Source organism: Paenibacillus sp. FSL R10-2796 (genome assembly GCF_037965315.1).
Taxonomy (GTDB): Bacteria; Bacillota; Bacilli; order Paenibacillales; family Paenibacillaceae; genus Paenibacillus_AQ; species Paenibacillus_AQ odorifer.
Map to the genome: position 1 here is coordinate 2,741,832 of NZ_CP150178.1, position 21,857 is coordinate 2,763,688.

27 protein-coding genes are annotated in these 21,857 nt (G+C 42.3%); 20 read left to right on the forward strand and 7 right to left on the reverse strand.

Features of this window, described 5'->3' with window-relative positions; all coding sequences use genetic code 11:
- Positions 1-93 precede the first annotated feature (93 nt).
- The 9 genes from NST58_RS12135 (at position 94) to NST58_RS12175 (ending at position 4,863) form a co-directional block, all read left to right on the forward strand.
- Complete coding sequence (locus NST58_RS12135; protein ID WP_036689784.1) at positions 94-660, forward strand: putative ABC transporter permease; 567 nt, start codon at positions 94-96, stop codon at positions 658-660.
- 146 nt (positions 661-806) lie between these two features.
- Positions 807-1,283 (forward strand): DUF523 domain-containing protein, encoded by a 477-nt coding sequence (locus tag NST58_RS12140; protein ID WP_076193844.1) that lies wholly within the window; start codon positions 807-809, stop codon positions 1,281-1,283.
- Positions 1,284-1,332: 49 nt separating this feature from the next.
- Positions 1,333-1,479 (forward strand): hypothetical protein, encoded by a 147-nt coding sequence (locus tag NST58_RS12145; protein WP_155288116.1) that lies wholly within the window; start codon positions 1,333-1,335, stop codon positions 1,477-1,479.
- A 168-nt stretch (positions 1,480-1,647) separates the two neighbouring features.
- A complete protein-coding gene (locus NST58_RS12150; RefSeq protein ID WP_076130343.1) occupies positions 1,648-2,097 on the forward strand; it encodes a DUF4362 domain-containing protein in 450 nt (149 codons plus the stop codon).
- 30 nt (positions 2,098-2,127) lie between these two features.
- Positions 2,128-2,601 (forward strand): NUDIX domain-containing protein, encoded by a 474-nt coding sequence (locus NST58_RS12155; RefSeq protein WP_076130372.1) that lies wholly within the window; start codon positions 2,128-2,130, stop codon positions 2,599-2,601.
- Between the two features lie 16 nt (positions 2,602-2,617).
- A complete protein-coding gene (locus NST58_RS12160) occupies positions 2,618-3,205 on the forward strand; it encodes a histidine phosphatase family protein (protein ID WP_339247955.1) in 588 nt (195 codons plus the stop codon).
- The gene (locus NST58_RS12165; protein ID WP_076130341.1) at positions 3,202-3,627 is read left to right on the forward strand and encodes a hypothetical protein; all 426 of its coding nucleotides are present in this window, start codon (positions 3,202-3,204) and stop codon (positions 3,625-3,627) included. Before NST58_RS12160 ends, NST58_RS12165 begins: the two co-directional genes overlap by 4 nt.
- Positions 3,628-3,651: 24 nt before the next feature.
- Positions 3,652-4,047, forward strand: a complete 396-nt coding sequence (locus NST58_RS12170) for a DUF2809 domain-containing protein (protein ID WP_339173318.1) — start codon at positions 3,652-3,654, stop codon at positions 4,045-4,047.
- A gap of 24 nt (positions 4,048-4,071) precedes the next feature.
- Positions 4,072-4,863 (forward strand): lipid II flippase Amj family protein, encoded by a 792-nt coding sequence (locus NST58_RS12175; RefSeq protein ID WP_036689792.1) that lies wholly within the window; start codon positions 4,072-4,074, stop codon positions 4,861-4,863.
- A gap of 24 nt (positions 4,864-4,887) precedes the next feature.
- Here the strand turns inward: NST58_RS12175 and NST58_RS12180 are convergent, their stop codons facing one another.
- On the reverse strand, positions 4,888-5,697 hold the full coding sequence (locus tag NST58_RS12180) for a hypothetical protein (protein WP_143759902.1): 810 nt from the start codon (positions 5,695-5,697) through the stop codon (positions 4,888-4,890).
- Positions 5,698-5,899: 202 nt separating this feature from the next.
- On the opposite strand from NST58_RS12180, the gene NST58_RS12185 reads away from it, so the two are divergent.
- Together NST58_RS12185 and NST58_RS12190 are read left to right on the forward strand one after the other, a co-directional pair.
- Positions 5,900-6,757 carry an SDR family oxidoreductase gene (locus NST58_RS12185; protein ID WP_076130339.1) on the forward strand — a complete coding sequence of 286 codons (858 nt, stop codon included), beginning with the start codon at positions 5,900-5,902 and terminating at the stop codon, positions 6,755-6,757.
- 369 nt (positions 6,758-7,126) lie between these two features.
- Positions 7,127-7,528, forward strand: a complete 402-nt coding sequence (locus NST58_RS12190) for a DUF4265 domain-containing protein (RefSeq protein WP_339247959.1) — start codon at positions 7,127-7,129, stop codon at positions 7,526-7,528.
- 84 nt (positions 7,529-7,612) lie between these two features.
- Here the strand turns inward: NST58_RS12190 and NST58_RS12195 are convergent, their stop codons facing one another.
- Positions 7,613-8,590: an alpha/beta hydrolase gene (locus NST58_RS12195; RefSeq protein WP_076187003.1), complete on the reverse strand. Its 978-nt coding sequence runs from the start codon at positions 8,588-8,590 to the stop codon at positions 7,613-7,615.
- Positions 8,591-8,746: 156 nt separating this feature from the next.
- Here NST58_RS12195 and lepB point away from each other — a divergent pair, with 156 nt between their 5' ends.
- The 3 genes from lepB (at position 8,747) to NST58_RS12210 (ending at position 11,590) form a co-directional block, all read left to right on the forward strand.
- Positions 8,747-9,244, forward strand: coding sequence for a signal peptidase I (gene lepB, locus NST58_RS12200; RefSeq protein WP_076130335.1), 498 nt, complete (start codon positions 8,747-8,749; stop codon positions 9,242-9,244).
- Positions 9,245-9,428: 184 nt separating this feature from the next.
- On the forward strand, positions 9,429-10,466 hold the full coding sequence (locus NST58_RS12205; RefSeq protein WP_076187005.1) for an HD domain-containing phosphohydrolase: 1,038 nt from the start codon (positions 9,429-9,431) through the stop codon (positions 10,464-10,466).
- A 263-nt stretch (positions 10,467-10,729) separates the two neighbouring features.
- A complete protein-coding gene (locus NST58_RS12210) occupies positions 10,730-11,590 on the forward strand; it encodes an alpha/beta hydrolase (protein WP_076187007.1) in 861 nt (286 codons plus the stop codon).
- Between the two features lie 82 nt (positions 11,591-11,672).
- On the opposite strand, the gene NST58_RS12215 is transcribed toward NST58_RS12210, so the two are convergent.
- Positions 11,673-11,990: a MazG-like family protein gene (locus NST58_RS12215; protein ID WP_076130332.1), complete on the reverse strand. Its 318-nt coding sequence runs from the start codon at positions 11,988-11,990 to the stop codon at positions 11,673-11,675.
- A 97-nt stretch (positions 11,991-12,087) separates the two neighbouring features.
- Between NST58_RS12215 and NST58_RS12220 the strand changes: the two genes are divergently transcribed.
- From NST58_RS12220 to fetB, 5 genes are all read left to right on the forward strand, one after another.
- Entirely contained in the window at positions 12,088-12,666 is a 579-nt protein-coding gene (locus NST58_RS12220) for a TIGR00730 family Rossman fold protein (RefSeq protein WP_076193859.1), read from the forward strand.
- Between the two features lie 766 nt (positions 12,667-13,432).
- Positions 13,433-14,182: a GTP pyrophosphokinase family protein gene (locus NST58_RS12225; RefSeq protein WP_076130330.1), complete on the forward strand. Its 750-nt coding sequence runs from the start codon at positions 13,433-13,435 to the stop codon at positions 14,180-14,182.
- Positions 14,183-14,339: 157 nt separating this feature from the next.
- Entirely contained in the window at positions 14,340-15,965 is a 1,626-nt protein-coding gene (locus NST58_RS12230) for a glycoside hydrolase family 9 protein (protein WP_248548023.1), read from the forward strand.
- Between the two features lie 122 nt (positions 15,966-16,087).
- On the forward strand, positions 16,088-16,837 hold the full coding sequence (locus NST58_RS12235) for an ATP-binding cassette domain-containing protein (RefSeq protein ID WP_339247966.1): 750 nt from the start codon (positions 16,088-16,090) through the stop codon (positions 16,835-16,837).
- A complete protein-coding gene (gene fetB, locus NST58_RS12240; protein ID WP_076280315.1) occupies positions 16,834-17,595 on the forward strand; it encodes an iron export ABC transporter permease subunit FetB in 762 nt (253 codons plus the stop codon). Before NST58_RS12235 ends, fetB begins: the two co-directional genes overlap by 4 nt.
- Before the next feature lie 2 nt (positions 17,596-17,597).
- On the opposite strand, the gene NST58_RS12245 is transcribed toward fetB, so the two are convergent.
- Positions 17,598-17,867, reverse strand: a complete 270-nt coding sequence (locus NST58_RS12245) for an excalibur calcium-binding domain-containing protein (RefSeq protein ID WP_076130327.1) — start codon at positions 17,865-17,867, stop codon at positions 17,598-17,600.
- 201 nt (positions 17,868-18,068) lie between these two features.
- Between NST58_RS12245 and NST58_RS12250 the strand changes: the two genes are divergently transcribed.
- Complete coding sequence (locus tag NST58_RS12250) at positions 18,069-18,575, forward strand: hypothetical protein (protein ID WP_036689814.1); 507 nt, start codon at positions 18,069-18,071, stop codon at positions 18,573-18,575.
- A gap of 836 nt (positions 18,576-19,411) precedes the next feature.
- Here the strand turns inward: NST58_RS12250 and NST58_RS12255 are convergent.
- From NST58_RS12255 to NST58_RS12265, 3 genes are all read right to left on the reverse strand, one after another.
- Positions 19,412-20,338 carry an IS3 family transposase gene (locus NST58_RS12255; protein WP_143766422.1) on the reverse strand — a complete coding sequence of 309 codons (927 nt, stop codon included), beginning with the start codon at positions 20,336-20,338 and terminating at the stop codon, positions 19,412-19,414.
- Positions 20,287-20,604 (reverse strand): transposase, encoded by a 318-nt coding sequence (locus tag NST58_RS12260; protein WP_036683594.1) that lies wholly within the window; start codon positions 20,602-20,604, stop codon positions 20,287-20,289. Before NST58_RS12260 ends, NST58_RS12255 begins: the two co-directional genes overlap by 52 nt.
- 345 nt (positions 20,605-20,949) lie before the next feature.
- Complete coding sequence (locus tag NST58_RS12265; protein ID WP_339247971.1) at positions 20,950-21,807, reverse strand: alpha/beta hydrolase; 858 nt, start codon at positions 21,805-21,807, stop codon at positions 20,950-20,952.
- Positions 21,808-21,857 lie beyond the last annotated feature (50 nt).

Consider the following 21,857-nt stretch of genomic DNA (forward strand, 5'->3'; position numbering starts at 1 on the left):
TTTTTTTGTGCGCATATTTCCAGAACGATCAAGACATAATAGGGCCGGATGGACAACTAAGAAAATAATGACAACGGGAGGCGAGATTAGGTCATGATTATTCCTATATTTTCGTTAAGTGGAGATATAGCAGTTACTGTGGTGGGCCAATACTTTTTTTATTTTATGGTCTATTCCTTTTTAGGTTGGGTATTGGAAGGGACCTATAATCTATACAGTAATGGAAGCTTTCGCAAAGAAGGATTTCTAAAAGGTCCATTTAAGCCGATGTATGGCTTTGCTCCACTATTGCTATTGATTGCTAGAGATTTGACGCTGCCACTTCCGCTTTTCCTATTTCTTGCGCTAATCATTCCTTCTGCTGTTGAATTTATAAGCGGTTGGCTGTTAAAGACGGTATTCCATAAGCAATGGTGGGATTACTCAGGAATGTCTTATCAACTGCAAGGGCATATTTGCCTGCGTTTTTCTCTATATTGGTGGGGGCTTTCAGTAGCTAGTGTGTATGTAATTCAGCCGCTTATGGAGCTTTTATATTCGGGTGTTCAGCCTATTTGGAAATTCGTGCTTCCGATCGTGGGGTTCTACTTTATGGCGGATTTATTATGGACCTGCTGGAGCCGGTATCGGATGGAGAAAACCCCTCAATATCAGAAATAATGGTTTTCTATATGTGTACTACGAGTCTTCTTTTGTGTATCAAGCACAAACATTTCGTGGACAGGCATTTCGATATTGCATATCCGTTTCTAGTCATAAATAATATAGCAATATATTAAATACTAGACGGACTGGTGGCGATAACGATGACAGGGAAGATTCTAGTGAGCGCATGTCTGTTAGGGCATAAAGTACGTTATGATAATGGCGATGTTCCGTGTCTCGATGCCCGATTCCTAAAGTGGTATGAGGAAGGGCGTTTTGTCCATATTTGTCCAGAGGTAGTGGGAGGTTTGCCAACCCCTCGTCCTGACGCACAGCGGCAAGGAGATCGGGTAGTGACGGGGGCAGGCGTTAATGTTACGGAGCCATTTATGAAGGGGGCTCAAGCCACACTAAAGCTGGCTAGGGAACATCAGGTTGCATTAGCTATTTTAAAACAAGACAGTCCTTCATGCGGAAGCCTGTATATTTATGATGGAACCTTTAAAGATACGAAAGCACCGGGAGAGGGCACCACTACGGAGCTGTTGAGGAAAAATGGGTTTAAAGTATTTGGCGAAGATCAGCTGGATGAAGTCGAGCAGGAACTCGCACGTATGGACGAGCATGGCATTCTTTAAGTAATAAATAGGCTGTAGGATACATAGTGTGTATAAGGGGAACGAAGCAGTGTCCTTGGGAGAGGAAATGCCGTCCGATGAGCCATCCTTCATTTGGGATAGGAGGCGGACGCAGATGAGTATTGATCAGCTCATTGCTTTGCTCGTTCTTGTCATTATGATCGTACAGCTTGCTGGCACAAAAGGTAAACACTAAGACTCACCTCATTGTAACTGCTTCCGGAGCTCAGCATTTTTTGAGTTCGGAAGCTTTTTTTGTCCATGGCTATGCATATTGTGAAATCTAAAGGATTCCTTCATAGTGATGTCTAATATACATATAGTGGGTTTTTGGGAAGTCCAAGGAAAGAATTTAGGGGGAACTATGAAATTTAGAACATGGATAATCATTGTGCAGTTATTTATGATTGCTGTGCTTGTAGGCGTGTTGGCGGCCGATCTAGGTGAGACAGGCTCAGATGAGTCTAAACATGATGATATTTTAATACATTTTGATCAAAAAGATTTAAACAGGATGAAAGAAACCGTTCAAAGGTTTAGTGAAGGTAAAGGAGATAACCTGATGTTGATTGAGCCAACCACGGATAGTGGACGGTTAATTCATGATTTCTATTCTAATGGTAAAGAGCTTCATTGGGTAAAGGATGATACAAGAGATGCATGGAGTAGTAGTCCTGGGAAGATCGAATATGTATGCCAAGCGATTGAACTAATAGAGACAGGTGAGCGGTTTAATGTCGAGTTATCTCAATGTAATGTTCAGCCAGACGGTGAGAAAATAAACGTGATCAGCTTTTTAAAAGAAAGATTATAAACCCATTTACGGAGAGGATGGATGATCAATATGCCGATGTCTGAGTACTATCAAGGGATTCGTGGGAAAGTGGGCTCAGAATTATTAATGATGCCTTCCGTAGCTGCAGTAGTAAGAAATAAAGAGGATGAGATTCTGTTCATCCGCAAGCCAGGAGAATCTTTGTGGGGATTGCCTGCGGGAGCGATTGAGCCAGGGGAGCGTCCCGGAAGAACCTTACGCAGAGAGGTATATGAAGAGACAGGGTTGATGGTTCATCCTACGTCGATTTTAGGTGTTTTTGGTGGAGCGAAATATAGATACGAATATAGTAATGGCGATCAGGTAGAATATACGGTTATTGTATTTGAGTGCTCTATTATCAGAGGAACGCTTAGAGCTATAGATGGGGAGATCGAAGAATTTAAATTTTTCAAAGAGAACGAGCTGCCAGAGATTGCAATTCTTTATCCTAGAGAGATTTTTATAAAAGACCGAGAGAAGACTGCAACGATATTTGAGTGACTGAGAGGAGTGCCTCATGAAGACATACATTTATATGGTTAGACATGCAGTGTCACCTTTTGTATTAGGGAACGAGCGGGAACGGGGATTATCCGAAAAAGGACACGCAGACGCTTATAGAATCAAAGAGCTTTTGGCGGAGGAGAAAATTACATATTTTGTATCCAGCCCATATAGACGAGCCGTAGAGACAATTAAATATTTGGCAGAAGCTTCGAACCAAGAGATTGAACTGTATGAAGAACTCAGAGAACGAGCAATCGGAAGTGTCGAGATTGAAATCAGTGAAGATGATTTTCTTCAGGGCATTCGGACATCGTTCAGCGACAAGCAATATAAAATGCCGGATGGAGAGAGTACCCAGGAAGCACAAGAGCGTGCAATTCCTGTTATCAAGCAATTAATTCAACAGCATAAAGGCGGAAAAATCGCATTAGGTACGCACGGGAATATCATGACCATTATCCTGAATTACTTCGATAAGAAGTATGGATATGAGTTCTTTGAACAGACGTCCAAGCCGGATATTTATAAGCTGGAATTTGAAGAATTGGAGCTTACCCATGTGGAGCGGCTGTGGGACTCCGAAGTGCTGAACAAATGAAATATTTTATAAAGCTGAATGCACTAAGCGTACTTTATGCCTTTATGTTGTTTGTTGTAATAGAGCTGCCATTGAATATTTATCGAATCAGCAGAATTTCCGGCTTGGAGCTGGGAAAAGTAGATACCTTGCTGTTTATCTTCAAGCTTGTTTTATTTTTATTATCTTCTATAGTATTTATTTGGCTTACAAAAAAATATTTGAGCGGAAAAAAATCCATGTATTTCACTACGATCCTATGGTTTCCCTATTTGATTCTGTTCATTAGTTTATTCGCAACCTGGTTCCCAATTACAGAACCTGCAGATAAACCTGCACCGGTAACAGGACTGATTATAATAGGAGCCATGATTATTTATCCGTTTTATATCGCAATGATTAGTATTATCGCAAGCATTAATTTTAAGTCAGAAGCTGGATAGAGGTTGGAAATGAGGATCAATGATTTGAAAGAAAGACTTTTTTATACTTGTATCTGCCTCGTTGTTATTGTATTGGGGTTAAGCTCTAGAGTATGCACGGATCAGCTGCCTTTGTTTGTATCTAGACATTTCGGAGATGCGCTTTGGGGCAGTATGGTTTATTTTATGTTTCGGGTTCTACTGGTAAATCAAAAGCTAAGGCTCGCCTTTGTATGGAGTTTGGTGTTTAGCTTCGGCATAGAATTTAGCCAGCTGTATCAAGCGGAGTGGATCAACAGCATCCGTTCTACAGTATTGGGTGGTCTAATTCTCGGAAAAGGATTCCTGTGGATCGACCTTGTTAGATATTTAGTGGGCATTGCCCTTTGTTATGGATTGGATCAATACTTTCACCAAAAGGTGCACCGAAATAATAAATAGTGTTTATTGGAGAGGAACCTTTAAATGGTAAATAGTTTGATTGTGGTATGCTTGCTTACGATGATTATTCACACGGCAGAAACCTTATCGTATTCGGTACGATACGCCGGAGTGAAGCTGAACAAGATAGCCATTGCGTTATCTCTCACAGGCATTATTGTTCTCGTCTCAAGAACTGCAAATATGATCCAAGCTCCACTGACGGCTAAATTCGTAGATTATGCCAAAATACATTCCGATTTTCCACTTCTTAATTACTTGAGAATTATATTATTGGCTTCTTCATTAGGGACTTTAATTGCCATTGCTGTGTTCCCTACCTTTGTAGGCTTGTTTGGGAGAATCATCTCTAAGCTTGAAATCGAAGGTTCTATCCCAAAACTGCTTACCAGTGTGACGATCGGGCAACTTAAGAACACAAGAAAATACATAAGAAAACCAAAAGTGAACTTATATAACTTCAGATACCTGGGGATTCCTAAACGTTTTATTGTGATGAATGTTTTTGTTACAGCCTTTTACACCGTAGGTGTCATATCATCTTTGTACGCTGCTCATCTAATGCCTCAATATAGCACGACTGCTTCTCAAGCTTCCGGACTGATTAACGGTATGGCGACTATTCTGCTGACCATATTTATCGACCCACAGCTTGGTCTTATTACCCATAAGGCTACTGAAAATGTAGAATACCGTGATCAGCTAGGAAAAATATATGTGGTATTGATGGGTTCACGATTTGTAGGCACTATATTTGCTCAGCTCCTAATTGTGCCTGCAGCCCAATTAATTAGTATGTTAGTGAAGCTGATTTGAGCCGGTGGGGGCGAATCATAATCATTAGGGAAGTTTAGATTCTGCTGCTCGTAGTGCTAGCGAAGTCTTCTGTTCCCAGCTGTAAATATTCTGCTGCATGGAATGAATTCGTTTCATTTGCTCATAGGATGATTTCAATTCTGTGGCGGCTCTAACTGCATCTCCTTGCTTAACAGCTGCTTTATATTGTTTGTCAGCTTCCGCGCGTACTTTCTGCGTGGCAGCGAGATTCTTACTCTCGGCAGTTATTTGTTTCTTTAAAGCAGTGATGGGTGCCAACGCATCTTTGACGGGTTTAAGCTTAGCAGCGGTTTGCTTGCGAGCGGCTGCCAAAGCGGTTGTCTTTGTCTTAATTTCGGCTCGGGCGAGGGTTACAGCAGCCTTTAGTTTATTACGCTTCAGGTCCAGCAATGTGACTGTTTTCAAGTCTTTAGCTTTCTTGGCTGCGGTAGACTGTTTACTGAGTGTGCTGTATTGTTCCAGAAGGGGAGCATGTTTCTTCTGAACTGAGCTAGCTTCTGAAGATAAGCGGCTTAACAGTGCTTGATCTGTTGACTGTATGACGGTACGAATAGATTTCAGAGCGTCATTATTCTGTTTGCGTAACTTCTGAATTTTTGAGTTATCTGTCTTGAGGGTGGCTTGAAGCGCGGTATAATTACCATGAAGACTGTTAATGTCATCCAGCGCGGAATCCCATCCAGTAGCAGCAGACACAAGTGTGAGGTTACAGGTTAAGAAAGCTGCTACCAGCACTACTTGAGCCATCCATTTTAAATCCCTAATTCTGAAAATGTTCGTTCTACATCTGACGGTGTTTTTTGGCTTAAACATTCCTCTCAGCTCCTTAATGAATTAGTTAATATACGCAAAAAAGCACCTCCAAGATAGGCATTGACGCCTGTCTTGCGAGGTGCTTCTCCCGCACAGAAATATAAAAGATGCTCTTACTATAACTTGAAATTAATGGACAGTCAATGAACAATAGAACATTTGTGCTTGTTTTTGTAATTGTGAAATACAAAGGGGAGTAAATATGAGTTCACATCTAGAGTATGGGCACGATCGTGTGGCCCTGATTACCGGAACCTCCAGTGGATTTGGACTGCTGACAGCGCTCAAATTAGCTGGACAGGGGTTTAAGGTGATAGCAACCATGCGTGATTTAAGCCGTAAAGGCGAGCTGGTGCAGCAGGCAGAACAGGCAGGAATTTTAAAGCAGCTTCATTTAATGACCATGGATGTAACTGACAGCGATTCTATAGAGACAGCAATATCTTCAGTACACGAAACATTTGGAAGAATTGATGTTCTAGTCAATAATGCAGGTTTTGCCATTGGCGGTTTCATAGAAGAAATATCTATGGAGGAATGGCGGCGGCAAATGGAGACGAACTTTTTTGGATTAGTGGCTGTGACAACAGCTGTGCTGCCCATTATGCGAGAACAGCAGAGCGGCACGATTATTAATGTGGGAAGTGTAAGTGGATTATCCGGATTTCCAGGTTATGCGCCTTATGCAGCTTCTAAATTTGCTGTTGAAGGCTTCAGCGAAAGCCTGCGTCATGAAATGTCCCCTTATGGAATAAGGGTGGTATTAATTGAACCGGGCTCCTTCCGAACACCGATATGGGGAAAAGGCATGGAGCAAATTCGACGTAAGGAGGATTCTCCGTATAAAGCGCGTCTTGACGCTGTGCTACGATATTCCAAACATACTGCTGAGACAGCGCCTGACCCTAGTCAAGTAGCTAATCTTATCGGTCGTATTACCGAAATGAAGGCTCCACGGCTACGTTATCCTATCGGCAAAGGTACGCGAATCTTAATCTTAGGCAAAACGCTGCTTCCATGGAAGTGGCTGGAGAGAATTATTGCGAAAGAATTGAGGTGATAGGATGGAGTCATCCATAAATTTAACAATCATTAAACTAATAGGTTATGTGTCCAGTTTGATGACCGTTTTTTTATGGCTAATTTTTATATTCATCAATCCTTATGCTGAGATTACGAATCGCTCCACTCTTGTGATTAGTATAATTATGTTGTTATTACCGGCGGGGTTATTAGCAATAGGTGTCTTTTTAAACAGAAGTCGGCTAATGCTGCTTGCATTTGTCTGGAGTTTTCCCTACAGTTTATATATGTTATTAACACCCGGAATCTTTAGGTTGTTCGGGATTACGAGTCTAATGTATTTACTTTGTTTTGTGTTATTTAGAATGAACAAGATTAGATATTGAACAAGGATAGAGGTGTGCCGATGCTAGAATCGTCCGGAATCCATATCTGCTTCAACGCAGATGGCCGTGAAATAGAAATCCTCGATGTTACTCCATTTGGCAAAGAGAAATTTCGAATTGAAGAGACACCGATTTTTAATCCGGCTGTTACAATGGGAGATATTATACAGGTGAAGGAAGAAAATGGAGTCTATTATTACCAAGAGACTGTTCAGAAATCTCCTTTCAAAAGATACGCTTGGCTGCTTAGTAAAGAAGCTGTTGATTCAACGGCCATTGCAGCTTTTAAACATAGAATTATAGAGAATGAAGGCAAATGTGAGTTGATCTTTGGCGGTTTGTTCGTCATTCATATTCCTAAGAATACTTCAATTGATGTTGATGGGGAAATGAATCGAATTATTGAGCGGTTCGAAATTTAAATACTAAGGAAAAAATGCTGCGTCATGAAATGCAAGGAAACTTGCACATGATGACCGCAGCATGGAGAATAGAAGAAACGCTTTTTATTTTATTTCTTCCATAAATGTCTTAAAATTTTCGGCAATTTCTTTTGATTTGGTATGGTGCAGATAATGTCCTGCATCAAGTTTTACCAATTTTCCTTGTACGGAATTTTTGACTTGCTCTTCATGCAATGATATCCAATCTTTTAAGAGAGTATCATCCCCTTGAACAAAGAGCAAAAGGGGGAGATCCTTTGGAAAAGTTGAATTTAGAGCCCCTTTATAATTAGAAGACATATGTTCCACTTCATTTAAGTTAGTGTAATTATAAGTGTTTCTAAGCGTAAGCAATCTCAATTGTTCTTTAGTTTCATCATCAAACGGCAATTCAGCATAGGGATTTCCACTTGATTTAAATAACAATCTGCCCAAGCCTGATTCTCTAAGTAGTTTTAATTTTCCTGTTGGTATTTTAACACCTATTCTGTCTTCCGTTGCAATACTATTATCAATCCCGACAAATGCACTCACTTCGTTTGGATATTTGTTCACATAATTCAAACTGTACATACCGGAAATAGAGTGTGCCATTAGAATATAACGGTCAATATTAAGCTGCTTTACAGCTTCATGAATTTCACTCACAATGTTTTCTGTGGTTCGCTCTTTTTCAGTTCTATCACTTAATCCATAACCGAAAGGCTCAATCACGACAACTTTGTAAAATGGAGATAGTTCATCTATTAACAGCTTAAAATCAAGTCCCGGTGCCACCGTTCCATAACCAGGTAAGAGCACGACTGTCTCTTCACCCTTTCCTTGAATCAAAACGTTCATATTTTTACCATCGACGCTTACAGACTGACCATAGGGTTTTATTTTAGCTTGGTCCGATTTATTGAGGAAAATATTAGCGACAAAAACAGTCACTAGAAAAAGTACTATTGCAGTAGCTAAAGCCCCTAAGGAAATAAGTATAATTTTCAGCGGTTTATTCATCCTTTTTTTAATAACCTCTTCTTCTGGTTTCAATCGCATCTTCTCCTGTTCTAATCGCTTTATTCTAGCTATCTTAATGAGTTGCTAAAGAAAGCTTACCCGATGAAGATGAACTATACATGACGACAATATGAACTGAATATGAACCAGCTAAAAAAAGTTTGACTCTATAAAATGAATGTGAGGTGAGCAATAATGTTGAAATTTATGAAGCAATGGTTGCCGAGTATTGTGATCGCAGTGGTTATTTCTTTGTTTGTTAGAACCTATGTTGCTGAAGCCATGAGAGTTCCAACGGGCTCTATGATCCCAACGATTCAAATCAATGATCGCTTAATTGTTGAGAAAATGTTATGGATGACCACACTGGAGCATGGAGATATTGTTGTATTTACGCCACCTGTAGCTGGTGATGAGAATAAAAGATATGTAAAAAGGCTAATGGGGCTGCCTGGAGATACCTTGGAAATTAAAGACGGCGCACTTTACCGAAATGGAGCGAAGGTTAACGAACCTTACCTCAATGAACAGATGGATTACACTTTTGGACCGGTTACGGTACCCGCCGATCATTATTTTTTTCTCGGAGATAACCGGAATATAAGCTATGATGCTCATTTGTGGGATACTCCATTTGTGTCGAAGGATAAGTTGATTGGGAAAGTAATCGCTGAATTTAGCAATCCCTTTTAGGTAGTGTGTAAGACGGATAAATGTAAGGCTTAATCTCTAAAAATAGATTTAGGGGTGCTGAAGTCGCGGGGGTCTTTTGAACTAACCGAGTGGTTTAATGAGTCTTTAACCATATTGTTACTTTGGAAGAATTTAGCTATCCTTAAGGTAAAATATACCTACATATAGTAAGGGGTGCTGAATTTTGAAAGCTCATGTCACAGATCTCAAACATGGCGATTGTCTAATCACAGATACATTCAATAGTGTTGGCCTACACGTGCTTCCGAAGGGGACAGTGGTCTACGGAGAAGAAATCACCATCCTGATGAGGCATCAAATTGATTATGTCGATATTGAACCACGCATGATGGTGCTGGATAATGAAGAAATGAATGTGGCACAAGGGATAGATGGTAATTTTGATCAAGCCATCCAAAACTATGAATCTATATTTCTGGAAGCACTCAGCAAGGGTAGCTTTACGCAGTCGGATGTTGATAATACGCTGCAGCCATTGCTGGAAAAATTGGATGAACAAAAGGATGTCGTTTCTTTATTATTGCTGCTGGAACGTGATGATATCAGTACATACAACCATTCATTGCAGGTCGGACTGTTATCTTTTTACATAGCGACTTGGTTAGGTCATACAAAAGCCGAAAGATTTGAGATTAGTAGAGCCGGTTATTTGCACGATATCGGAAAAAGCCAGATTGCTCCACATATCTTAAATAAGACGGATAACTTAACTCCCGAAGAATCAGAAGAACTAAAACGTCATACTTCGTATGGATACGACATTATCCTTAAATCGATGAATGACGAAAAGACCGCACTAGTGGCGCTTCAGCATCATGAATTCGAGGATGGTACAGGTTATCCTAACAATCTCCGTAAACAGGACTTGCACCCGTATACGCAGATTGTTGCTGTTGCAAATACTTATGTAGGCATGACCTTAGGAAGAGCGAATCAACCAAAACAAGGCCTGATTAACGTTCTGCGCAAGGTACATGAGCTTGGATTTGGCAAGCTGAATGGAAATGCGGTACAAGCTCTAATCGGACATTTATTGCCGAATTTTGTGGGTAAGAGCGTTCAGCTTAGCAATGGTGAGCAAGGTACGATTATTATGAATAATCCGTTGGATATTTTCAAACCTCTGGTAAAAATAAATGAGACTACGTTCAGAGACTTATCTAAAGAGCGTAATTTGACTGTTGAAGAAGTATTTATTTAACGAATATTTTTGTGGCGATAAATAGGAGGCTATCTCCCTGATCCGTAAAATCAGGGGATAGCTTTTTTGTGTTATAATCGAAATTGGGTTAAAAACCCTTCAATATGGAATAGGAGAGTGCTTATCGTGATTATCAAATTCATTCGTTTACGTTAATTTGAGGTGCAATTCAATGATGACATCATCCATTTTTTTGAAAATGTATTGAGTCTTATTTAACTGTGCATTCATTGATAAAATTCGAATGAAATGAGGAATGAACAATGAGCGAAAAAATAGTAAAAGTAAACGGAATTGATATATGTTCGGATAGTTTTGGAAATCCTAGCAATCCTGCGATATTGCTGATTATGGGTGCCACCTGTTCTATGGTTTATTGGGATGAAGAGTTCTGTCAGCGATTAGCAGATACCGGACGTTACGTTATTCGTTATGATAACCGGGATGTCGGACGTTCCGTTGTTTATGAGCCTGGGAGTTCCAATTATACCGTGATGGACATGGCAAATGATGCTGCTGGGTTACTAGACGCCTATAATATAGAACAGGCAAATATCGTTGGAATGTCCTTAGGCGGAATGATTGCGCAAGTCCTTGCTACACGTCATCCGCAAAAAGTTCTAACCTTAACCTTGATCGCATCAAGTTTTTTCGAATCTGACGATAATGATCGGAACTTGCCTCCTATGGATGAGCGGATCCTCGCATTCCATGCAAATGGAGCAACACTGGATTGGTCTAATGAGGAAGAGGTAGCCAATTATTTGGTTTCAGGTTCCGGCATACTCTGTGGTTCAAAACATAAATTCGATGAGAAAAGAGCGTATAAACAAGTAAGGCTGGAAATAAAACGTGCCAACAACTTGCTTAGCATGTTTAATCATTCTCTTCTTACAGGGGATGACGGCTACGAGGGCAAGGCAAAAAATATCATGGTTCCTACCTTGGTTATCCACGGCACAGAAGACACGGTGCTTCCTATAGAGCATGGCTTGGCGCTTGCGGCGGAAATTCCTGATGCGTCGCTTCTAACCCTGGAAGGAACGGGCCACGAAGTCCACCCGGATGATTGGGAAACAATAATCAAAGCCATTTCGAATCATACTTTAGGCGGTAAAGCTTAACAGGGCTTAAAGAGTAAAATAAAGAAGGGCTACAATTCGGTCTTGCCGATTGTAGTCCTATTTTTTTAGGATTACTTCGTCCCTAGGAATTAAATCGCTTCACTAATTTTTCTTTATGTGCAGTAAAAGCCTCTTCTAAAGTGATGCCATATAAGTCAGCTAACAATGCGATATTTCCGAGAACATCCCCGATTTCCTCAATCAAGTCGTTTTTCAGTTGCTCTGGAGTACGAGTCGATTCATCCGGTCGATCTCTGCCGATTTCATAGGAGCGTACAGCTCGAGCGACTTCACCGGTCTCTTCCATTAAGAATCCGACTCTTATAAAAGGACCATAAGTAGTCCAGCCTCGTTCTCCATAAAAATGATTAATCCATTTCTGCACATCATTAATTTCCATATTATGTAGCACTCCTTAATCTTTCACATGATTTATACTCCAACATATAGTATATTAGATAGCGGACATTATCAATATATAGTTTGGAGATGAGATTTTGAAATCAATATGTGTTTTCGCAGGATCGAATTTAGGGGTGCATGAGGATTATAAAGCTAAAGCTGTTGAACTTGGTAACTACATGGCTATGCATAATTATCGTTTAATTTACGGTGGTTCAAAAATCGGATTAATGGGTGAGGTCGCTAATGCTGTTTTGAATGGTGGAGGCGAGGTAATCGGGGTAATGCCTAGAGGATTATTTAATGGGGAAATGGTACATAGAGAGTTAACGCAGTTGATAGAAGTAGAGGATATGCATGGCCGTAAAGCAAAAATGGGAGAGCTGGCAGATGGCTTTATTGCTTTACCTGGAGGGTTTGGAACGTATGAGGAGCTCTTTGAGGTTTTGTGCTGGTCACAAATTGGCATACACAAGAAGCCGGTAGGGGTTCTAAATATCAGGAATTATTTTGATCCTCTGATGAATCTGATACATAACAGTATCCAAGAAGGCTTCTCTAATTCTTCGCATCTAAGTCTGCTAAACGTATCCAACGAGCCGTTGGAACTCTTGACTCTTTTGAAGGAGTATGTTCCGCAAACGCTTGAGCAAAAGTGGAAACAGCTCAACTGAATAATGAAACTTTCAGTTTAATGATCGGGTACTCGGGTAGACTGTGTTCCTGGACGTAAACCAACCGACATCAGGCATTAGTTTCTGCATGACCTTTACCGCTGAGCGTTCGGACTCAGAAGGCGTTATTTGCACTTAGGTTACTTTGGGTTCTCGCGCGATTTGAACTATCCCCCATGCTTGTGAACACACTTTTCCGATGGATCGGACTCAGCTGACCTTATTTCTCCATTTCGAACGTTTTAGGCGAGCTATCGGACTATATTGCAGCTATATACTCATAACCACACCGATTCAGCACTGTTACATGGTGATAAGAGCTATACGGTCCGATACTTCTGTAAAAATGACCAAAAAGCTCAAATAGCTGCAATACGGTCCGTAACATATTGAGGGTCTTTGGCTAGTTTGGTTATTTGGGTTACTTTAGTTTCTTGGGCATCATGGGTTTGGTTCTTAGGTTTATCTCCGTTTGAGCAGGGTTTCGGACTCCAGTGACGTTATTTCTTATGAAGAGGTTCATATTTTGTGTTTTTTTGCCAATAGCGATTATGGAGTTCGATAGCATCCCGATTATGGGATTATACTGTGTATAAGGTCAACTGGGTCCTATAGCGACTTCGAAAGTGGATTCGCGGCGCAAAAGGTACGTAATCAAACGAAGTGTGAGGTTTGGATTATGGCTACATTACCGCTGAATTTGAAATTCACTAGTGGATTGGCTATGATAAATATAGAGAAACGCTACAAGAGGAGAAATGAGATAATGACCCCCGAGAATCAAATCGAACAATTTAAGAAGCTTAAGCACGATATCACTCGTTTCATGTTAATTTATAAATTTGCATTGGATGAGATGGAAACGAAGATTGAGATCCTAAAACAGGAGTTTCAGTCTCTGCATGATTACAGCCCAATTGAACATACCAAATCGCGTATTAAGTCTCCAGAAAGTATCATGAACAAGATGCTGCGCAAAAATGGTGAATTATCGCTGGATTCAGTGAAAAATTGTATTAAAGACATCGCTGGTCTGCGGATCACCTGTTCTTTTATCTCTGATATCTATCATGTTAGTGAGATGCTTCAGAAGCAGGATGATCTAACGGTCCTTGAGGTAAAGGATTATATTAAGAACCCTAAACCTAACGGATATCAGAGTCTTCACTTGCTGATTCAAGTCCCTGTTTTTATGTCCGATCGTCAGGAGCTTGTCTGTGTAGAAGTTCAAATTCGTACCATTGCTATGGATTTCTGGGCAAGCCTCGAACATAAAATCTTTTATAAATATAATAAATCAGTACCTGAGAGTATGACTCGTGAACTGAAAAATGCGGCGGATGCCGCTCATGCCCTTGATCTGCAAATGGAGCGTCTGCACCGGGATATAAAGGAAATTAAAGACGATGATGAAGATGATCTTAGCTCCTTCGAGGAAGAGCTTCGCCGTATAGTGGTTCATAATAAGCAGTTCACACTTCCAGCTAACTTTATTAAATTGCTTGACGACAAATAAGCTGTTTTGTCCGCCTAGAGTTATCCGTTTCCTTTCGGGTGACTCTAGGTTTTTTTCTTGTATACATCATTGCCATAGATAACTAGAATAGAGTATTCTCAACTAGAAGAGAATGGTTACTTTAGCTTCATCATTTTTACATAAAAGGAGAATGAAGATGAGCGAGCGTACACTTCGCACCATTACTGTGAATCAAATCGGATATCCGCTGGATGGACAAAAGATCGCAGTATTTACAGGTACTGAGCATGATTTTCAGGTAGTTGATGTTGATAGTGGGACTATTGTGTTCAAAGGTAGTTCAGATGCTGGAAGATTTGATAAAGCCAGTGGAGTAACTTTGCACACAGGTGATTTCTCGGAGGTCAATACTGAGGGAAGATATCGGATTGAGCAGAGCGAGGGTGTAGCTTCGGCATCCTTTACAATCTCAGATCAGCCTTATCATGAGCTTCAACAGGGCTTGCTGAAAGCTTTCTATTATTATCGCTGTGGCGTTGAGTTGACTGAAGAATATGCTGGAGATTGGAAGCACAAGGCGTGCCATACCGCAAAAGGGATTGTATATGGGCAACCGGATCTTCAACTAGACTGTTCGGGTGGCTGGCATGATGCAGGTGATTATGGAAAATATAGCGGTCCCGGAGCGAAAGCTATCGCGGATATGCTGCTTGCCTATGAATTATATCCCTCGGCTTTTGTAAGCGCTATCCCATTGCCTGAAAGTGATGGATCTACGCCAGATGTGCTGCTGGAATGCAGGGTGGAGCTCGATTGGTTGTTTAAAATGCAAGACTCCGCAACAGGTGGTGTATACCATAAATTGACTACGTTAAGCTTTCCTGGTCTGGATGTTATGCCTGAGGACGATACAGCAGATCTGTACTTCTCACCAATATCTGCTACTGCAACTGGGGATTTTGCTGGTGTTATGGCTATGGCTGCAAGAGTGTACAAGCCTTTTGATGCTGCTTATGCGCGGAAATGTCTGGATGCTGCGGGGGCAGCATGGGAATGGCTTGTACAGCATCCAGATGTACCCGGTTTTACGAATCCGCCTGAGATTAGCACTGGAGAATACGGGGATGGAGTCGATAAGGACGAGCGGTATTGGGCAGCGGCGGAGCTGTATCGTACGACAGGGAAAGAGGAATATCATCAAGCTGTTCTGCAGCTAGTGCAGCTGACTTTTCCAAAATACAGTTTAGGCTGGGGTGATATGGGAAGCTATGGCACTATTGCTTATCTGTTAAATGGTGAGGAGCAGGCAGACCGTGCTTTATATGCCTCGTTAAAAGAAGGGCTTGTTGCTGAGGCACAACGATTAGCGGAACAGAGTCGTGAGGAGGGCTATAGGATCTCCTTAAAAGAGGAGGACTATATCTGGGGCAGCAATATGCTAGTAATGAACAATGCAATGCTGCTGCTGGCGGCTGAATATTTTAGTGGAGACTCCGGTTTTGCGGACTGTGCCTTAGATCATCTACATTATCTGATGGGGCGTAACGTTCTGGATATCAGCTATGTTACCGGGTTTGGGGATCATGCCGTGATGAATCCGCATCATCGCCCTTCTGTAGGTGACCATGTGGCTGATCCGGTGCCGGGATTGGTGTCAGGGGGGCCAGATCGTGGGCTGCATGATGAATATGTAGTTGAGCATTTACAAGGAAAACCAGCTGCGCAGTGCTTTGTCGATCATGAGCTTAGCTATTCTACGAATGAAGTGACGATCTATTGGAATTCACCTGCGGTGTTTGTTGTGGCCCGTTTTAATCAATAAAAAGCAATAGTTCGAATAGGGAAAGACGTCCTGAAACTGGATGTCTTTCTCTTTTTTATAGCTGAAATGCTATAATACTAGACGGTATGCTATTTAAGCGGATGGTATTAGGAGGTAGGGGATTGAGTAGTATTTTTGAGATTCAGAGACTTGCAAAACTTAACTGGAAAAGTAACGACCAAACTTCGAAATATCTTTTCTCGGAGATCTCCGCAGACATAGCTGAATCTGACCGCATCGCATTGATTGGTGCCTCTGGCCAAGGGAAAAGTACACTCCTTAGAATCCTGGCTCTCTTGGATGCTCCGGATGAGGGAGATATGTTGGTAAATGGGACTTCATATAAAAGTATGGATGCGAGATTATGGAGGATGAAAATAGGGTTTGTAGCACAACAAGCGGTCATGCTGTCTGGCAGTGTGGAGGATAATTTAAGAACTGTCAGCAGACTGCATGCCAAACCTTATGATCTTAAACTAGTGCAGCGACTAATTGGGCAATTGGGGCTGGAGCATTTGGATTTAAGCAAAAAAGCGGCAGATTGTTCGGGTGGTGAAAAGCAGCGGATTTCTTTAATTCGATCCTTGCTGCTCCGACCTACGGTATTATTGCTCGATGAAATCACCGCTTCGCTCGATGTCAACAGCACTCAAATGGTTGAAAAGCTACTAGAGGATTGGCATAAGGAAGAAGGCACTTCGATGATTTGGGTCACTCATGATCTTAAGCAGGCGAGCAGAATAAGCACAACTACATGGTTTATGGGAAAAGGCAGGTTGGAACAGCATGTGAGCGAGTCTTTTTTTGCTGAATCTGCGGAAGAATTGGTTAAAAGGTTCGTTCGGCCTTCGGAAGGAGCGTCGTTGTTATGAGTTATACAGCACTAAGTTTCACGCTTCTGTTTGTATTAGGGACGATGTTGGTCTCCGTGTGGCAAAAGCTCGGACTGGAAAAAGATATCATTGTTGGCACAGTGCGGTCGGCCATTCAATTGCTTGCGGTGGGGTATGTGCTGCAATTTATTTTTAAATCGGATCAGGTCATTTATGTAATTGTGATAATTCTCTTCATGATCAGTGTAGCCGCATGGAATGCAGCCAAAAGAGGCAAAGGCTTGCGCGGATTAGTCTGGAGAATTGGACTGGCGATTGCTACTATGGAACTGCTCATGATGGGCATTCTGCTCAGCTTACATATCATTGAGGCTACGCCACAATATATCATTCCGATTAGCGGCATGACCATTGGCAGTGCTATGGTGGTTTCAGGGTTGTTCATTAACCATATCAAGCATGAAATTCAGCAGAGCAAAGGGGAGATTGAAACGTTGTTGTCTCTTGGCGCAACGGTCCCACAGGCGATCCAGGAAGTTAGAAAAAGATCTGTAAAATTCAGTATGATTCCTACCATCGACGGTATGAAGACGGTTGGGCTTGTTCAACTCCCTGGAATGATGACCGGAATGATCATCGCAGGCGCTGATCCTGTAGTAGCTGTTCGTTATCAGATATTAATTGTGTTCTCGTTCACTGCCTCTGCTGCCATAACGAGTATGCTGCTCAGTGTACTGAGCTACAGACTCTTTTTCACGCCGGATCTAAGGCTCAAGCAAATAGTGGAGCAAGGCTAAGCCTATTTCTCACAAGCGATTCCGTCTTTGTCACGGTCGCTTTTTTTATTGGCATTATAGAGTTCTTTCGATACGTAGGGTTTGTATTTCGTTTTGCCGCCTTTGTTCTTGGTTGAGCTGGAAATGGCAACTCCACCTTTGTAATCTTTGTTTAGCTCCGTGCAGTTTTTGTAGGTTTTGGCCTTGGATTCTGCGCTAGCTGTATTCAAGGTAGCGACGGATAGAGTGAGTAGCAGGCCTGCTGCTAGACAAATGTTTAAGATTTTTTTCATGGGAACACTCCTATAAAAATCTAATGAAATTGCTGGTTGTGTAGTATCATTGTATTTTATATTACCAGTTTAATTCATTGAGGTATACATTATTGGGAAAATTGGAAACGGTGTACATATTTATGGGTGAGGTGGGGGAATAATTAGATTCAATTCACATGTAGTGAACAGGCTACGAATGAGGTGATTCTAATTAGCAAAATGAAAATGGCGACTGCCCTAATTGCGGGATTGTTGCTTCTGCCGGGAATGGCTATGGGTGCATCAGCTCCCGTTACTATGACTCACGTTAATGGAGAACTGCTATCGGCTATGCCTAAGCCAGCTCCGGAGTCTAGGCGCATTATATTACCTTCTGCAATTCAAGCATCAGAGCTATACGGGTTCGGATTACAGCATCGGAATGCCTCGATTCAATATTCGATCTTCTCCAAAGATTTCAAAAAGATTATGTATCCGCGGTTTGTTGAACTAAACTGGGTGACGGGTGTCTCCAGCCCTTGGATCACGAACTACGAGGTCACTAAAGAAACGATAATTAACAAGAATTCAGAGGTCATAGAAATGCGTCTGGATACTGCGACTTCAAGTGGACCAGCACCTTCTATACTTTTGACAATCTCACTTGTGCAAGAGAAGAATAGCTGGGTGATTACCGGAGTGACATCGGACCCCGAGCTGCCGCGTGGCGGATTGCCTAGGAAGTAGGTTAGTTATGGATAGGAAAAAGAGCAAGCGTAGTAGGGGGTTCCCATATGCTTGCTCTTTTTTTGATTCGAAAGCACATCGTTCAGTCCACGTGGTCTGTTTCTCCAAATGATCAGTGACAATGTTCGGCCCAGAGTGACAATACCAACTCAGCGTCACAAATCATCAGTGACAATGTTCGGCCCAGAGTGACAATACCAACTTAGCGTCACAAATCATCAGCCTACGTTGTTAAGAAACCTCGCTTCACAGATCGTTACGGACCGTATTGCAGCTATTTTTGCTGCACTGCACGATCGTTACGGACCGTATTGCAGTTATTTTGGCATTATGGTCGTCCTGGCGAGAGTTTCGGACTGTATGGCTCTTATTCCCCTAAAATCACGCATTATAGGAGTACATTTGGGTGAATAGCTGCATCTGAGTCCGATAGCAAGGCTAATTCGCCGAAATTATGAAAATAAGGGCTCCTCGGTCCGATCACCGCCAAGCTCTAGTGTATTTAGAGTGACAATGTACAGCTTAGAGTGACAATGCCAGCTCAATGTAGCAAGGCTAACTCAGAGTGGTAATGTTCAGCTCAGAGGGGCAATGTTGGCTCAGAGTGACAGTGCAGCTCAAAGTGGCAAGGCTAATTCAGCGTCATCAGCCTAAGTTGGTGATTACTTAAGAGACAGCGCTTCAGACATCGTTACGGACCGTATTGCAGCTATTTGGGTTATGGTCGTCTGGCGAGAGTTTCGGACTGTATGGCTCTTATTCCCCTGAAATCACGCATTATAGGAGTACATTTGGGCGAATAGCTGCGTCTGGACCTCTGTCAAGAAAGTGGACAGTCACGCAACAGACATTCTAGTCAATTGCTCAGCAAAACGAACTGGAGAAAGATAACCCAGCGCGCCATGCATTCGCTTGCGGTTATAGTAAAACTCAATATATTGAAAAAGTGTCTGGTAGGCTTGCTCCTTAGTTTTGAATCGCGGATTACAATAAATGAGCTCCTTTTTCAAAATGCTGTGCCACGACTCGATGCAGGCGTTATCATAACAGTTACCTCTGCGGCTCATGCTGGACTCCATGCCATACGCTTTCAACTGCTTCGTGTATTCATGAGAAGTATATTGAGAACCTCTATCGGAGTGATGTAATAGACCCTTTTCCGGTTGTTTAGCTTCGTAGGCATCTTGTAAAGCGCCCGAAATCAAGCTAGTTTCCATATGGTTCTCCAAACGCCACCCCACGATTTCGCGCGTGCAAAGGTCCATCACACTAGCCAGGTACAAGCGCCCTCCCCGGCAAGGAATGTACGTAATGTCGGTAACCCATACTGAATTGGGTTTGCGTATTTTAAATTGCTGGTTCAGCGTATTCGGGGCAATCGGATGGTCATGATTGGAGTCAGTGGTCTGTACCCGATACGTTTTGGAGACAATGGAGCGAAGCTTCATATGTCGCATGTACACACTCACCGTGCGTTCGGTAACGGTATAACCTTCTTGATGTAACAGGCGGGTGATCTTCGGACTCCCATACCGCTTTTGATGGTCTGTAAAATGATACTGAATTCGCTTCATTATCGCAGCCTTACGAAGCATATGCGTACTGGTTTTTTCTGTCCGCCACTTGTAGTACCCGCTCCGTGACACATGTAGGGTCATGCACATCTTCTCCAAGAGAAACTCGGAGCGATGTTTTTCAATAAACTGGAATCTCAGTTCCTTGGTTTGCTGAAGATGTGCACTGCTTTTTTTACGATCGCTAATTCCTCTTCCACATCGGCAATCTTGTTATCTTTTTCTTGAAGTTGACGGCTCATTTCTTTCAACTGTGCCTCGAGTTCTCGTACTCGATCCACGCTAGCTGCCGGTTCATTCTTTAATTCTCGATACTGGCTCATCCATTGATGCAGGGTACTTTTTGGGATGTTGAGCTCTTCCGCCAAGTCGCCCACTGTCTTTGTTTGCTCTTGAATGAACTGCACTGTCTGTTTTTTAAATTCTTCGTTATACCGTTGTCGATGTTCTCCCATGTGAACACACCTCCGTGGACTCATTATCGCCAGTCTGTTAACTACTGTCCACTTTTTATTCTAGCTTCATCTGAGTCCGATAGCATGACTAAATCGCCGAAATTATGAAAATAAGAGCTCCTCGGTCCGATCACCGCCAAACTCTAGTGTATTTAAAGTCGTAATGTTCAGCTCAGAGTGACAATGCCAGCTCAGCTCACATCGCATAGCCCAACTCACATCACATAGCTCAACTCGCATCGCATAGACCAACTCACATTACACAGCGCAGCTCAATCACCAGCCCAGCTCGCGAACCCCAGCTCAAGCTACAACAGCTACCTAGACTATCCAGCTGTTAAGCGACTAATCTCTTCCCGCCTTCACCATCAATTCCGCCAGCATTTTGGGTTCGGTTCGAACGGTGGTCATGTGATCTCCTTTGCCCTCGATGAAGCGGAAGATGCCTAAATGACTGGATTGTGTAGGATGGAATCCGTATGGACCTTGCGGTATCGCGGTGTCCTCCGTTAGATAAAGATAACTTTTGGGAATCTGGAGACTGTAAAATTTCTTGAGATCAAGCTTTTCGAAAAGTGGACTTGCTGGCTCAGGAGGAGCTTGTTTGTAAAAAGCTTGCGCTTCCGCAAGACTGGCGGTGTTGACGAATGTATCCCGGAAAAGAGGGAAAGGGAGCGTTATGGTGTTATTGCCGGAAGTATCTCTCAGCTGTTCAAAGTACTTCAGCGAATCAGCTGGAAATTGGTCCGCCACACTTTGCCCATCCAGCGGTACGAAGGCGTCGAAGAATACCAGACGTTTGATCCGATCCGGTACTTCCTGAGAGACGGTTTGGATCACCGAACCACCAAAGCTATGTCCGAGCAGAATGATATCCTTTAAGTCTTTTTGCTTGATATAGTCGACAACAGACTGTGTGATTTGCGCATGCGTTACATTATTGTTTTTGTCCCCGCCATGTCCGGCATATTCCGGAGTATAGACGGTGTGTCCTAAGCTGCGAAGTGCGGCGGCCGTTTGATCCCAAAAACCAGCAGTAGCCCAAGACCCATGAACTAGAACGAATGTAAGAGGCGCCTGTTTCGCTGCTGTTTTGTTATTGGCGGCCTCAACTGTGGAGCTAAGATTCATAGGGTGGAAACCCATAATTGTAAAGACAGTGATACATAAAGCTAACACTATTTTTGTGCGAATCGATTTCATACTGTGCCTCCTATGTGGGGTGAGAGTGTAATACTTAGAGGATGCCCCGT